We start from the raw sequence: 13,992 nt of genomic DNA, 5'->3' as shown, positions 1-13,992 counted from the left end.
CCCTTAATTCGTACAAACTATAAAAATTAAAGGATTCCAGAAACTAATTGAGAGAATTTTAAAATAACCCAGTTCAAGAAGTTCCCACCCATATCAAGTGTCGATACTTGCGTCGCTCCTTTAGGGAATTCATACACGCCGCGCATCATTTCAGTATGGACTGGCGCAAAGTTCGTTGCCATGAACAATGCCAAAGCAATAACAACCGTTCCTGTCAACACAGATTGGATAATGTTTCCTTTACGATGTGCAACGATCAATGACACATAAAATGGGATTGTTGCCAAGTCCCCAAATGGCAGAACCTTATTCCCAGGTAAAATAACAGCGATAAACAACGTGATCGGTACTAAGAGCAATCCTGTTGCCAAGTTGGCTGGATGTCCAGTAGTCACTGCCGCGTCTAGCCCAAGATAGATTTCTCTGTCTCCATAATGCTCTTGTAAGAAGTCTCGGACAGATTCCGAAATAGGGATCAAGCCTTCCATCAGAATTTTTACCATCCGTGGCATCAAGAACATCACTGCGCCCATATTGATTCCCATTTTTAAAATACCGCCGATGTCATAGCCGCCCAATGCAGCAATCGCCGCACCGATAATGATCCCCATCATCATTGGTTCACCAAAAATGCCAAACCGTTTTTGGATCGAATCGGGATCTGCTTGCAATTTGTTGATTCCAGGTATTTTACTGATCACAATACCGATCGGAATCCCAATCAAACCAAACGCAGCGGTAGAACCTGTCGGCAAGCTCACTCCTTCTAAGCCATAAAACTTAGCCACTAATGGCGCCGTCTTATCTGCAATGATCAAACAAGCAACTTCATATAACACGGCACATAGGATAGCAAACCACCAATTTCCATTCGTTACGATGTATCCTGTTGCACCAGCAGCGATGAAATGCCAATAGTTCCATAAATCGATATCTAGTGTTTTTGTTACTTTAAGAAGCAATAAGATAACGTTTACAACCAAACAGATAGGGATCAGCACAGCAGATACTGGTGACGCCCACGCCGCAGAGGCAGCAGAAGGCCAGCCTGTATCGATTACTGTTAAGTGGAACCCAAAGCGTTCGACCATTGCTTGAGCGGCTGGTCCCAAGTTATCTGATAACAGTCCAATAACCAAATTGATACCGACAAAACCAATTCCTATCGTTAACCCAGATCTTAATGCTTTCCCAAATGGAACTCTAAAAATAAGTGCGATGATTAGGATCATAATGGGCAGCATGACAGTAGGTCCTAAATTCAGGATGTACTGTACAACATCATTAATAGCTTTCATTCAAATAATTCCTCCTATAATAGTTATTACAAATAGCGGCCACTATTTTTAACGTAAGTTATTCTCCGACAGAACGGACCATCTCGAGAATTTTTTCATCCAGCTTATCGGCACCTACACCACTGATGTAACCCAACGCTGTGATCGCCGGAATTTTATATTGCGTTGGTAGAATAGTGGTTGAGATCAACATGTCGGCGCCTTCCTGCTTAGAAACTGCCTCGGCGATTTTGATTTGTTGAACATCCGCGTCGATATCGTTGTCTTTCATTAAATCTTCAATTCGTTTCATGACCACTGTTGAAGTGGCGATTCCTGCGCCGCAAGCGACCAATACTTTAACTTTTCTCATAATAATCTTCCCCTTTTATTTCTCGTTTTTTTTGATTGCATGAAGCAATTGTTCCGAATTTGATGCTGATAGAACTTCCTCTAAAATCGTGTTATCTTGTAATAATTTCATTAATGATTGCAGCATCTCTAGTTGCGCATGAGGTTGATTCAACCCCAAGATGAACACGATATCGGCAGGGACTTTTTGATTGATGTCCTCCATACTGGTGAATGTGACTGGCTGTTTGTTGGTCACCACCGCCACAAATTCCGTCAGTATACATTCCGCATCCGTATGGGGGATAGCCGCTCCGAAAGTCTCCAGTTGGAGTCCTGTTGGAAATGTCGCTTCCCGCTGCTCTATTCGCTCAAGGAAGTCTTGTCTGACCCACCCCATTTCTAAAGCCTTTTCATAAACGTGTTTAAAAATCTCATCACTTGTTGAAAAAGACTCTTGAACAAAAATCAAAGGAGTTTTTACATAAAAACTTAGTTTCTCATTATTCTCCATTCCCTAGTTCCTCCAATATTTTTCACTAAAATCTACTAATCGCTGCTTTATTTCATTGATTGATTCTGCTGTTTCTATTTTTTTTAATTGCTCTGAGCCCGCCAAATTCATTAATTCAAAAATCAGATCCACGTGTTTGTCTTTGTCATTCGAAGCAAGTAAGATCACCGTGTGTATCCTCGATCCATCCTCAGTCACGATCCCTTTTTTGACGATTCCCATACTGAGCCCTACCCCCAATGCCCCAGCTTCACTCATGGTATGAGGCAGTCCGATCGTATTCCGCAGTACCGTGTATTGTGGCAATACAGGCATTTCTTCTTTTAATACCTTCACAAAATTTTTGCTGATGACCTGTTGATCATTTAGCGGTTTTGCTAGTTTGTCTAAAAGATCAAGCCAAGCGATTTCCTCATCGAACACTTGGATCGTGTCTTCATTCAACGCATCGACCAAGTGCAGCCTTTTTTTCTCCACCACCTCAAAGCCTTTCGGTGTAAACAAAGTCAACAATTCATGATACAAATTCTCTTCATCGGAGATTACCGTGTACTTTTTGATCAAAGACATGATTTTCTCAGGGTTGACTAATGTATTTTGAGAGAGCGTCACTGAACGTAAAACCCGTGCGCGCAACTGCCTTTTTTCCTCGTCCGTCAAGAAATTATTCACAACAAAAACAGATTTTTCAGTCTCTAGAGGGATTGCTGAGAAGATAAAGTCCACGTCGTATTCTTCACGGTAAAATGTTCGTTCGGAGACTAGCTCAACAAACTCGATTTCCGGCAGTAAATTCTGCAACGTATTTCTTAGCAATAAAGAAATCGAAATGCCATTGGGACAAACAATGATCGCCCGCTTTCGGTTCTCATCCCGAATGATCTCCGTACTCTCCACGATATGACTCCCAATAAACAAGGAGATCAGGAAGAGCTCCGGGTCTGGAATGGGTTCTCCGAAAAACTGGATTAACGGCTCACTGGATTCTTTTACTAAATAGAACAATGAGAATAAATCAGCGTCCTTGTTTTCTTGATAAAAGCGTGTTTGTAGATTTAAATGATATTTAATGCGGTAATATGCCGGTCTCATATGAATCAGCAGCCGTTCCAGCAAGATTTCTTTTCGATCAACCGTAAGACCCGAAACTTTTTCGAAATTGTTCAAGACATCAAGCAACGCTTCTTTTAAGTTGTCCATCTCGCTCACAGATAAGATGTTGGCCTGAGATAAATTCGTCGTAAGCAGCAACAACGCGAGATAGACGCGTTCATTTCTGCTTATCTCCTCCACATCCCAAATAATGTGTTCCGCAGCTAAAAATTCTTTTGTATCCGCCAATTCAAAATCATTGATCTTGAAATTGTAGATAATTTGTTTCCCTCGTTTTGCTCTGCGAATGATTAAAATAATCAAGAGGGGCAATACCTTTAATCGATCATCCGTAAATTGAATGTTCAGTTTTTCTTCTACTAGACTGATACGGCGTTTGAAAACTTCCACCAGCGTCGTATCGATTTTTGAAAATTGAATGATGCAATTCACGCCGTCGTAAATCTCCGCTACATTCATCAAAACTCGAGACAAGAGATCCCGCTTGTTCCATTCATCGCCGTGAAAGTAATACCCCGTTTGCCGGTTGTATTTCAACTCAAGATGGTCTTTTTTTACTTTTTCATTGATTCTCTTCAAATCTCGTAAAATCGTATTTCGACTCACCTCTAGTTCCACGATAAAATGATCCAGGGAAAGGTATTCCTCTTTCGCCAAAATCATCAATTCAATGACCCAGATCCTCTCTTGACCTGAAAAAATGTAACGACCTGTTTTTTCGTGCTCCTTCTCTTTCCCCCCTCCAAACATGGATACCACTGCCTGAGGAACTAAAAAATGACCATTCTTTGTTCGCTTGATCTGGGGCAGCTTTCCATCTTCCAGAAAATCATTGATTTTTTTTAAAGCGTAATTTAACTGACTTCTCGATAGATCGAACCTTTCATATATAACTTTACTGGTAATTCGCGGATTATTGATTAGTTCCATTAATATTTGGTTATTTCTATCTTCTAAGTTCATCTTCATCACCCTTACACTCTCAAATTACTTTAAAAACGTTTTCATTTCCACAAACTTTGTTATCCAATAATATGCATGTTTTGTGCAACATGAGTTTGCATCACATTTCACGAACCTTTTTCCACAAAAAAAAGCAGGTGAATTCCCCTGTTTAAACACTTTTATAGTAATCATCTATTTTTGTAGATAAAAAACTTCGCGTACCACCCATAAATCGCTGTTGCCCAAACCTCTAAAGATTAGCATATTTTTGTTATTCTTTCTGATCAGAAGTATCATATCTGTTATGTGCATTTTGAGCGTATTCAGGCAAGAAAATAACATCCTGTTTTTATAGACAACGGGATATGATTTTGGAAATAAAGATAAATAAATGATTTTTAACCAGACAAAAAAACAGCAACACCTCTTTCTTAACAAAAAGGTGTTGCTGTTTTTTTATTCATCCTTGGTCAACGTGAATTCTTTCCTCTTTTTTTGATGATCGAAAAGCTGCATTGTAATATGTTTGCTATCCGATCGGATCAAATGATACTCTTGATCCTCTCCACTGCTCGCCAACACGATGTTCTTTTTAGAAGAGTTCGTGGCGATTTGCGCATTTTTTAATACTATTCGATCATTGCAGGTAATCGTCCAAGAACGACAATTTTTATTGTTTGTTTTAAAAGTATATTGCTCATGCTCCCCAAGCCACGCACCTTTCAGCCAGACTGCATTATTCGCTGTGTGTGTATTAATAAAAATGAGTAGTCCGATACTGCAAATGATCCCCGCACCGAGGACGAGCCTTTTCTGATTTATTGTCAGTGCTTTTAACTGCCGCCAAAGCTTATACAGTCCGGTGTCTAGTTGATCTAATATACTTTTTAATTGATGGGCTCTTTTAGACAAACAGTGATTCCCCGCTTTCACACATATTCTTTTCTATAGTATAAAAGAACTTTATTTCCGTTGGACCAAATCATCTTAAACGATTGCTTTTCGATCCTACGTGTAGAAATGTTTTACTCTCATAAAAAACACTTGCAACATCATTCGCGGCAAGTGTTTATCTATTTATTTCAGTGTTCGTGCCGCATACCAGGCGGTACCCTCCGATCGCCAGCCCACCTTGACTAAGCTATCCCGCTCAGATGCCAGCGGTGTGTAGTGGTGACTGTCTTCCCTTGGCGCCGCATGAGGATTGTATAATCGATACACCGGAACGCTTCCTCCTGAATACCATGAAACACCTTCCGATTTCCAGCCTGCTTTGACCAAGTTGTCCCGTTCATACACATACGGTGTGTAGTGGTGTCTGCCGTTATTTGGATTGTACATTCTATATACCGATGTCCCCGATGTTGGCGATACCCACCCAACGCCTTCATAATTCCAACCTACCTTGATCAGGTTATTCGCTTCACTCATGATTTGAGTGTAATGGTGTTGTCCGTCATTTTTGTTATACATTCTAAAAATATAACGCTCATTGGCCGCTTGTCCATCAGTTGTTGGTGCAACATTTGGATCTGTGCCGTTAGAGTTGACGATTCTTCGAGCAAAATTCGGGTAAAAATAAGTAATATCCACGGCCTTCACTGTTTGCCCAGGCTGAGGTGAATGAATCATTTGATTATTTCCAACATAGATTCCGACGTGGTAAGTAGCGCCGCGGTTTCCGTAAAAAAGCAAATCCCCTGTCTGTAAAGAACCCAAACTTGCCTCTGTTCCGTATTTTTCCTGATTGGTCGTCCCCATTGGAAGATCCGTATTCGTTGCCTGCTTATAGACATACTTCACTAACCCTCCGCAGTCAAAAGCATTAGGCCCGGCTGCCCCCCATGCATAGGGTTTTCCGATTTGCGCTCTGGCGCTGGAGACAATCGAATTTTGCTGCCCCATTGAACGGCTCATCCGCGGCTGAGCAGCCTCTTCTACGTCAGGAATACTCATTATTTGATCATACTGCTCTTTAGTAAAACCAGCTTCTAACGCTTTCTTTTCTTCTGAATCCTGTGCTTCAACGACGGTTTCCTTGTCTTCTGAAGAATTGGAGAGAGGCTCCTTGTTTCCACTATCTTGTGTTGCTTCTGTCGTACTTTCAGAATTCAGAATAGAACTGCTAGTTGTTGATGCCGCTTCATCTGCGGCCTTGACAGTCATGATTCCAGTTGACCCAAACGCGACAACACTTAATAGAGACAAGGATGCACTAAACAAACGCAACTTAAATGACTTTCTCATAAAATAACTCCTGTTTTTATTTTATTTTTTTCGGATAATTCCATTACTATTTATTCAAATGACGTATGATTCCTGTCAATTCACTTAATTTGTTCCATAAAATAACTAATTGTAAGGAACATTGTACATGAAATCCCCACAAATTTCATCCCTTTCTGTTATCAATATTCTTCATTATCAAAAAGACGCTTACTGACAGCCTTTGAGCCACCTTTACATTTTTGTGACAAAATCGTTCGTTTCTATTCATGTAAACGGATGGTCGAAAAGCTGCTGAATTGATAAAGTAAGATCATTATTGGATTAGGGGGAACTATTTTTGAATACGGGTATAATAAAAAAAGGATTTTCTACATTTGATTTAAAAATTTTAGGAATTATTTTAATGGTTATTGATCACGTTCACCAGATGTTTGTTCCATTCGGTGCACCCGATTGGTTGGATTGGTTCGGGCGACCAGTGGCGACACTTTTCTTTTTCGTCAGTGTCGTGGGATTTTCTCATACCCGCAATAAGAAATCTTATATGCTGCGGCTTTATATTTCGATGGTTCTTATGGCGTTATTTACTTACTCACTGGAGCAACTCGTAGGATACGATCAAGTCGTTTTGATGAATAACATTTTTCGGGACCTTTTTGTCGGAACGTTGATGATGTATGCGATCGACCTGTTCAAGGAAGGAAAAAGGAACACTAATTGGCTAAAAATGATTGCATCCATCTTGTTATTTTTATTGCCGATCCTTCTTTCATTGCTGCTGCCAGTGCTTCTTTCGAGTCCTGATTTGATGCAGCATCGATTCAGCTTTTTGATTATCACCTCTCTTCTGCCGGCATTGCTTTTAGCAGAAAATAATATCATGGTGTTATTGATACCTTTACTTTATATATCAAGAAACAACCGGAAGATCCAATGCTTATTGATTGCGATCACCGCAGCCATTTATTTCTTCTTAGGAACAACACAATGGATCATGGTGTTTGCGATCATTCCGATTTTGCTTTACAATGGACAAAAGGGAAAAGGGATGAAATACTTCTTTTATATTTTTTATCCGGCTCACATTGCCATCCTTTACCTCTTATCTGCTTTTTTATTCAATCGATGATCTCCAAGAGAACTCAAAGCGAGTTCTCTTTTTTGATGTCACTAGCGCTTACTTCCTCAATCGTTGAAGAAGAATCCCATTGACCGAATAAACTAGAACAAAAGCCCTTCGAAATCCAAAAATTCCGAGGGGCTTTTACCTGCTGCGACCTTATTAGAAGGACACTAATACTAAGTAATGCGCGTATGTTTTTAATCTAAAGAATCACTTACAAGATAAGCATTTTTATCACTGATGCTGATTGACGATCTGTTGTGATTTTACCGCAGTATTTTTCACATCTTCATTTGCTTTTTTCAGCTTGTCGATATAGTCCTTCAAATCAGAATTTTCTTTATTCGAATTCGCTAATTGTTGCTTGGTTGCGTCTAGCTCTGCTTGCAATGAGCTTTTTTCATTATTCAAGGCCGTCACTTGACTGTTTAAGCTGTTAGCCGTTGATTGCAGTGAGCTGACTTGATTTTGAGCATCTTGCAATCTCGCGCCCCATTCTTGATTTTTTTGATTGATCTCTTGGTTTTTCTGGTCAATTTCTTTTAACTTATCAGCTATTTCTTGTTGTTTTGCTTGAATTTCTTGTTGTTTACCTTGGATTTCTCCATTTTTACTATTTAACTGCGACAATAAACTATTTTTTTCACCAATCAATTGATTTTCAGTATTTTTGGATTCATTGATTTGCTGTTTATAATTGTCTACTTCTCTTTGTGCTTGCGCCAATTGATTCTGCACATCCGTTGATCTCGATAACAGTTGAGAAAGCTGTTGCTCTTTATTACTCAAGGATGTGTTTAGTTTATCCAAATTTGTATTAATAGTTGAGATATTGTCTTCTCCACCCCAATTAATCAAACTATCTGCATAATTTTTTCCTACCGTTCCAAAAGCGATCAATAATAACGGCATAATGATAAGTGCAATGTTTCTTTTTTTCATTGGTAAATTTCCCCTTTTAATATAACCTACAGCGACCTACAATGTTTTAATCATAAGATATTTTTCACAATTTGCAATTACAGTTGTTGTTTAATTAGAAATTTCTTTGTTTATTTTAATTATTTATAATTTATTGTTTTTTATATTTTCTAAATAATAAAAAGGCATTTATTCATCCTTTTCACTATGCAAAAGAAAACTGTTTTCACAAGAAGATACAATATATTGTGCCATTTTGATAAAATACCACAAAGAAAACACAATATCTAGTCTTTCTTTTCATTTTTTTTAGCGCTAAGATAAGTCTCAGATGAAAAAGATAGGTGGTTATATTATGAAATTAGCAGTCTTTTGCGGATCACGCTACGGAAAAGAAGAAAAATATAAGAAGCTTGCAGAACAGGTCGGAGAATACATTGCAGACGTGGGGGCAGAACTCGTATACGGAGGTTCCATCAGTGGATTGATGGGGGCAGTAAGTGATGGCGTGATCAAGAAAAATGGAAACGTCACTGGAATTTACCCTCGTGGACTATTTGCGGATGAGGTACCTAGAGAGGATGTAACAGAATTTATTTTTACGGATACGTTGGATGAACGAAAACAGCTTTTGATCAATAAGTCAGATGCTTATTTGGTCCTGCCTGGCGGCTTAGGAACGTTGGAAGAGCTGTCCCAAGTATTGAGTGCTGGTTCAATTGGACTCATTCCCGCAAAACCCGTTGCAATACTAGATATTGACGGATTTTACCACTCATTCATTGAGTTTCTGATCAACGCTTCAAATGAAGCCTTTATTGATCCAGAGGCTACTAAGCACCTATTGATCTCCGCAGATTATCACTCCTTGATTGACAAAATTTGCTGCGAAGTTGCTGGAGAAGGAGTCGTTGCTTCATGAATATCTATTTAGCTGGTCCCTTCTTCTCTAAAGAACAACGGGCATTGATTCGCTCTGTGGAAAACGCCTTAAAAAATAATCCAACGGTGGAAGAATACCATTCTCCACGATTGGACCAAGCATGCGAATATGAGTCCTTTACTCCCGAATGGGCAAGGGAAACGTACTTGAAAGATATGCGTCATATCAAGGCCGCCGATTGTCTGGTCGCTATTTTGGATTATGAACATGGAATCACCGATCCCGGTACCGCCTATGAAATTGGGATTGCCAAAATGTTGAGCAAGCCTGTTATCGGCCTGCTAACCAATGGCGACACCGTGAACATTATGCTGACTGAATCACTCCATGCTTTTACAAGACAGATTTCAGGCATTGAACACTATGATTTCAACAAGCTGCCTCCCTCTCCTTATCAAGGAAATTATATTTGACCTACTAGCAAGTGCCTCCCTTTCTTCAAGAGAGGCACCGGCTCGTTCTGTAATTAATTACTGATTAATGAGAGACTTTTTTTCTGATAATTCATTAACGAGATTTTGGATGGCGACGATTGCTTGCGGAGTCACATAAGGGTCCATCGAGATCAGAGGAAACTCTCTAGGCAATCCTTCCCGTGCGCCAGTAGTGATCAATCCGTCATAATCCATAATTTTTTTATACACATCTTCGTTTCCATCCCACGCATCTTCAAAATGATGGATCGTAAAATTCCCATAGACAATTTGTGTGATAACCTTTGAAATGAAGGTTTCTTCTGTTGGTGATAGATCCGAGATCAATAATAGATGAATCGTCCTATCTTGAGAAGCCAGCAGCTCCAAGCTATCTGCCTCCTCCGTCAAAAGCAGGTAAACATAATTCGTGATAAAATCTTCTTTTTGGTAGAAATGATTTCTCTGGACAAACTGACGGACGATCTTTGTCACCTTCTCCACCGCGTGCTTATGCATGATCCTGACCATTTTCAAAAATACGGTGCGGCTTTTACGGAGAATCGCTAAGAATTCACCGCTTTCTTCATAAAGATACACATCATTCATCAAGACTGTGGTTAGTTCAAACAAGCGTTCTTTTTCAAAAGAGGTGCCCATCAAAGCGGTGAATGTTTCAACTAAAGCAAGGTGTTTTCTGAACATTTGCCTATAATCCACGTTATCCATCAAGGCCGCATCTCTATGCTGTTTGCTGAAGACCACTGAGTCTGAAAAAGAAAGCCACAGGCAATCACGCAGCACATCCTCTGTAAGATCAAGGTGAAAGGCCTCCGAAACAGTGTCGCGAAACCCTCGGATCGTTCGTTTATCAGGCAGCAGCAACCCGCTCTTTCTAAGCTTATGATTAGGATATGGGTGGCCATTTTTGATCCGCCATAAACTAATAAATACATTATAAGTCACCCGTTTTTGAAAAATATACTTTTTTTCAAGGCCATTGATCGCCGTAAATTCCGTTACGAATTTTTCGATTGCCCTTAACTGGTAGTCTTTCATATCTGGCAGCACCGTTCTTAAGGTATACTGCTTTTCAATAAAATAGCGATAATAAAAGTGCCGGATCACACTCTCCTTGCCCTCCAGACGCAACGGCCTGTAAAACAATTCAATTCCTGCTTTGTTCAATTCGGCTTCCATTTTTTTCAAATAGCGTTGTGTATTGGAAAAACTCAGGAATAATGTTTTAGATAACGCTTCAATGTTGTCGCATTTTTCAAACAATAGTTGTTCCGCAATTTGAAATTCTGGTGAATTTATCAAAGCCTCCGAATAGAGTTTTCCGATACTTAAATCATCCTTTAACTCTACATGATACAATCCTTTCTCTTTTACAATGATGAAATTGTCCTGCTCATCATTAATGAGACTGATGTCATTTAATAAGATTGGTAACGAACACGCCAGTTCACTCAGCAACTGTTCACTTGACGACCCTTCGCGATTATAATAAAGCAATTCGATCAGTTCTAACCTGCGTCTGTTACTTGTTCCTAAAACCTGACGAAAATCCATAATTATCTCCTCCAATTTAACCAATGATGATGATTTTTTATGATTAGAACCAAGCCAACGCGAACTACCTCCATAAAATGACGAGCTTTTCTTTTATTAAGACATAAAATAACTATCATTGTTTTATTGACGTGTGATTTTACACTTCTATTTTACTATCTTTTTATTAATCTATGTAGGTCTTTTCTCCTATAAACCACGAATAAAAATAGGAAAACATCCCATAATATTCTTATTTTATAAACTTTTTGGTAAGCCGGTTCTTTATTTATTAGAATTTAGCCATTAAACTTTCTTGAGTAAATACGAAAGCGCTCTCTTAACTCTCACCAGAAGCGGAAAGCTATAGACACTAAAAAAAACGACATTTCTTGTTTAGCAAGAAATGTCGTGATTATTTTATAAAACAGAGACTACCTATACAAATTGTTTCTTTTAGTTTGACTTACAGATTCAGAAATCGCTCCAAACATCCTCTTCAGAAGCTTTTGCCTGCTTCCGAGATTTCTTTGATTGTTTTTTATAGTTCTGACCGTGATCCTTCTTCGTATCTGCTTTTGGTATGATGAGCATCAGCAAAATATAGAGAAGGATCGGCGCGCCGACCAAAACGATACTAATAAAGATATAGAGTACGCGCACGATCGTCGGATCAATATCATAATATTCCGCGATTCCCGCAAGCGTCCCTGTTAACATTTTATTTTTTTGAGATTTCGCCAGTCTTTTCTTCATTTTGATTACTCCTTTCTAATTGTCGTAATCCTTCAAGAAAATGTTGCCTGCCTTCGAAGAAACATTGATTTGAGCAGGCTCATCTCCGAGTCGTTGAAAACGCAGGACTTTATGGGAATGCCCATTTCTTTCCTGAAGGGTTTCACAGTTTGAAAACCGATAATTGATCGTTCCTGTTCCGGTTTTCGCAACGCCTTTTAAACCAATCGTTTTAGGCAAGGAAACTTTAACATTTCCGTTTATTGTATGTGCATTGATTTTCTTCAGGGCATCATTTCCCATCGTCAATTTGATGTCTCCGTTGATCAGCGAGTACTCTGCTTTTGACGCATCCGCTTTTGAAATGATCGTTCCGGTCACCGTCTCTACTACCGTATCTAAAAGGCGACCGTCCCGAATTTCGATTTCATTCGTTGTGCCCTCGATTTCTAGCGTGGACGCATCAATATCCTTGATCAATACGGTCCCATCGACTGCTTTGATGGATACATTTTTCGCCGCAAGGTCCTCGATCATCAAATCTCCCGTCAATAACTGGACACGTAGATCGTTGTAAGCGCGTTTTGGTAAATAGAAGGTCAAGGTGGCATGAACCCGTTTATTGGGGACATGGAATAAGAAACGATAATCGTTTGCTTCAATTTGGCTGCGTTCCAAAAATGCATCGATGGGGTCAACTTCATCCATTTGACCGATTAGATCAACCGAAGCATCGACTTTTACATCCTTGATCTCCTCATCTTCCCACATTTTTAAAATAACTTTTCCTTTCGCCAATTTAATATCCAGCGAATGGGCATCAATCTCTTCAAATGTAAATGGATGATTAAAATGAGTTCTCGTTGTTCCGTAATAGTTTTGTTTGCCTGTCTTCCAATCAAATTCATTTGCAACAGTATCCGATACCGTTCTTGCAGCTTTATTGACCATTTGGCCCAATCGGCTGCTAAAATCCTTTGGTTGTACTTTGGGACGGTCGAAGGGTTGGTACCTTTGTTCTTCAAAATCCTCCGGAACATCAAAGAAGCGATCTGAAACATGAGGACTTTCCAGATTAACGAACAAGTCTTCATCAACGGCTAACCGCTCACGAGTCAATAAGTCGATCTCTTCTTCAAGATCCGCTAATTCTGATTTCATTTGATCGTAAATAGGTTGATTTTCAGCTGAAAGAATCCCCAGCTCTGCTTCAAGGTTCAGCTCTCTGAATACGTCTTTTTTCTCACGAAGTGTCTCTTTTTTTGTTTGCAGCGCGTGATCGAACTCGTCGATTTTTGATCGCACGGGGTCCGCTTCCTCCTGAACTGACTCTGAAGAATTCTCCCACTCGTCGATCATACTAGACACGCTGTCCGTATAATGCGGGGGATTCGGAGAAGGTTCTTCCCCTTGCTCTGAGCTTTGATCCAATTCATTTTTTTCTTGTTCAGCCGCTTCCTCAGCTTTTACTGTGTCTATTTGTTCCAAATCCTCACTGGCATCCGCTTCGATCTCTGATACTTTTTCAGCTTCTGACACCTCTTCCGTCTCACAGTCAATTTCTGCTTCTGATGTTTCTTCAGCGCCTTTATCTGCCTCTGATAGTCCTAGACTTTCAAGTAAATCCAATCCTTCTTCTGGGGACAGAATTCCTTTTTTTATGGATTCTAAAATTTTTTCTCGTTCATTCATGCTGATCTCTCCTCAACAAATTGTTCTATAGGTCTATTATGCAAGATTATTACGCATTCGTCATGGGTCGAAAGGACTAGTTTCCACAGTCGTCCCTTGATCAAAACGGATAAAAAACTTCTTATAAACACTCTGAATGGTTTTCAATTCAAACAATCGCTCAAAACTGGTAGTATCAAAGA

13 protein-coding genes are annotated in these 13,992 nt (G+C 39.6%); 3 read left to right on the top strand and 10 right to left on the bottom strand.

The features are described from left to right. Window positions 1-26 precede the first annotated feature (26 nt). The 6 genes from IGI66_RS14825 to IGI66_RS14800 form a co-directional block, all read right to left on the bottom strand. Window positions 27-1,298 (bottom strand): PTS galactitol transporter subunit IIC, encoded by a 1,272-nt coding sequence (locus IGI66_RS14825; protein WP_010779103.1) that lies wholly within the window; start codon window positions 1,296-1,298, stop codon window positions 27-29. Window positions 1,299-1,356: 58 nt separating this feature from the next. Further along, window positions 1,357-1,650: a PTS sugar transporter subunit IIB gene (locus IGI66_RS14820; RefSeq protein ID WP_086305072.1), complete on the bottom strand. Its 294-nt coding sequence runs from the start codon at window positions 1,648-1,650 to the stop codon at window positions 1,357-1,359. A gap of 15 nt (window positions 1,651-1,665) precedes the next feature. Next, window positions 1,666-2,142: a PTS sugar transporter subunit IIA gene (locus IGI66_RS14815; protein ID WP_010779101.1), complete on the bottom strand. Its 477-nt coding sequence runs from the start codon at window positions 2,140-2,142 to the stop codon at window positions 1,666-1,668. A gap of 3 nt (window positions 2,143-2,145) precedes the next feature. Then, window positions 2,146-4,224, bottom strand: a complete 2,079-nt coding sequence (locus tag IGI66_RS14810; RefSeq protein ID WP_438849411.1) for a BglG family transcription antiterminator — start codon at window positions 4,222-4,224, stop codon at window positions 2,146-2,148. Window positions 4,225-4,656: 432 nt separating this feature from the next. Beyond that, window positions 4,657-5,112, bottom strand: coding sequence for a hypothetical protein (locus IGI66_RS14805; protein ID WP_438849410.1), 456 nt, complete (start codon window positions 5,110-5,112; stop codon window positions 4,657-4,659). Window positions 5,113-5,277: 165 nt separating this feature from the next. Then, the gene (locus tag IGI66_RS14800) at window positions 5,278-6,447 is read right to left on the bottom strand and encodes an NlpC/P60 family protein (RefSeq protein WP_438849408.1); all 1,170 of its coding nucleotides are present in this window, start codon (window positions 6,445-6,447) and stop codon (window positions 5,278-5,280) included. A gap of 319 nt (window positions 6,448-6,766) precedes the next feature. On the opposite strand from IGI66_RS14800, the gene IGI66_RS14795 reads away from it, so the two are divergent. Further along, window positions 6,767-7,558: a TraX family protein gene (locus IGI66_RS14795; RefSeq protein ID WP_438849407.1), complete on the top strand. Its 792-nt coding sequence runs from the start codon at window positions 6,767-6,769 to the stop codon at window positions 7,556-7,558. 228 nt (window positions 7,559-7,786) lie between these two features. Here the strand turns inward: IGI66_RS14795 and IGI66_RS14790 are convergent, their stop codons facing one another. After that, window positions 7,787-8,494 (bottom strand): DNA-directed RNA polymerase subunit omega, encoded by a 708-nt coding sequence (locus IGI66_RS14790; RefSeq protein ID WP_086305077.1) that lies wholly within the window; start codon window positions 8,492-8,494, stop codon window positions 7,787-7,789. Window positions 8,495-8,828: 334 nt separating this feature from the next. Between IGI66_RS14790 and IGI66_RS14785 the strand changes: the two genes are divergently transcribed. Beyond that, window positions 8,829-9,395, top strand: a complete 567-nt coding sequence (locus IGI66_RS14785) for a TIGR00730 family Rossman fold protein (protein WP_086305078.1) — start codon at window positions 8,829-8,831, stop codon at window positions 9,393-9,395. After that, a complete protein-coding gene (locus IGI66_RS14780; RefSeq protein WP_010779094.1) occupies window positions 9,392-9,829 on the top strand; it encodes a nucleoside 2-deoxyribosyltransferase in 438 nt (145 codons plus the stop codon). The genes IGI66_RS14785 and IGI66_RS14780 overlap by 4 nt, the downstream gene beginning before the upstream one ends. Window positions 9,830-9,886: 57 nt before the next feature. Here IGI66_RS14780 and IGI66_RS14775 read toward each other — a convergent pair whose 3' ends face one another. The 3 genes from IGI66_RS14775 to liaX form a co-directional block, all read right to left on the bottom strand. Next, window positions 9,887-11,404: a helix-turn-helix domain-containing protein gene (locus tag IGI66_RS14775; RefSeq protein WP_438849406.1), complete on the bottom strand. Its 1,518-nt coding sequence runs from the start codon at window positions 11,402-11,404 to the stop codon at window positions 9,887-9,889. A gap of 453 nt (window positions 11,405-11,857) precedes the next feature. After that, window positions 11,858-12,139 carry a PspC domain-containing protein gene (locus tag IGI66_RS14770; RefSeq protein ID WP_010779092.1) on the bottom strand — a complete coding sequence of 94 codons (282 nt, stop codon included), beginning with the start codon at window positions 12,137-12,139 and terminating at the stop codon, window positions 11,858-11,860. A 15-nt stretch (window positions 12,140-12,154) separates the two neighbouring features. Next, window positions 12,155-13,810: a daptomycin-sensing surface protein LiaX gene (liaX, locus tag IGI66_RS14765; RefSeq protein WP_438849405.1), complete on the bottom strand. Its 1,656-nt coding sequence runs from the start codon at window positions 13,808-13,810 to the stop codon at window positions 12,155-12,157. Window positions 13,811-13,992 lie beyond the last annotated feature (182 nt).

It is taken from the genome of Enterococcus sp. AZ048 (genome assembly GCF_051715125.1).
Taxonomy (GTDB): domain Bacteria; phylum Bacillota; class Bacilli; order Lactobacillales; family Enterococcaceae; genus Enterococcus_A; species Enterococcus_A gilvus.
Note: the sequence above shows the minus strand (reverse complement) of the source record. Positions and strands in the feature narration are given on the sequence as shown.

Excerpts from the sequence above, each read along its gene's own strand:
- IGI66_RS14820 (WP_086305072.1), bottom strand. The coding sequence starts at position 1,650 with ATGAGAAAAGTTAAAGTATTGGTCGCTTGCGGCGCAGGAATCGCCACT.
- liaX (WP_438849405.1), bottom strand. The coding sequence starts at position 13,810 with ATGAATGAACGAGAAAAAATTTTAGAATCCATAAAAAAAGGAATTCTG.
- IGI66_RS14790 (WP_086305077.1), bottom strand. The coding sequence starts at position 8,494 with ATGAAAAAAAGAAACATTGCACTTATCATTATGCCGTTATTATTGATC.
- IGI66_RS14785 (WP_086305078.1), top strand. The coding sequence starts at position 8,829 with ATGAAATTAGCAGTCTTTTGCGGATCACGCTACGGAAAAGAAGAAAAA.
- IGI66_RS14770 (WP_010779092.1), bottom strand. The coding sequence starts at position 12,139 with ATGAAGAAAAGACTGGCGAAATCTCAAAAAAATAAAATGTTAACAGGG.
- IGI66_RS14815 (WP_010779101.1), bottom strand. The coding sequence starts at position 2,142 with ATGGAGAATAATGAGAAACTAAGTTTTTATGTAAAAACTCCTTTGATT.
- IGI66_RS14810 (WP_438849411.1), bottom strand. The coding sequence starts at position 4,224 with ATGAAGATGAACTTAGAAGATAGAAATAACCAAATATTAATGGAACTA.
- IGI66_RS14800 (WP_438849408.1), bottom strand. The coding sequence starts at position 6,447 with ATGAGAAAGTCATTTAAGTTGCGTTTGTTTAGTGCATCCTTGTCTCTA.
- IGI66_RS14775 (WP_438849406.1), bottom strand. The coding sequence starts at position 11,404 with ATGGATTTTCGTCAGGTTTTAGGAACAAGTAACAGACGCAGGTTAGAA.
- IGI66_RS14825 (WP_010779103.1), bottom strand. The coding sequence starts at position 1,298 with ATGAAAGCTATTAATGATGTTGTACAGTACATCCTGAATTTAGGACCT.
- IGI66_RS14780 (WP_010779094.1), top strand. The coding sequence starts at position 9,392 with ATGAATATCTATTTAGCTGGTCCCTTCTTCTCTAAAGAACAACGGGCA.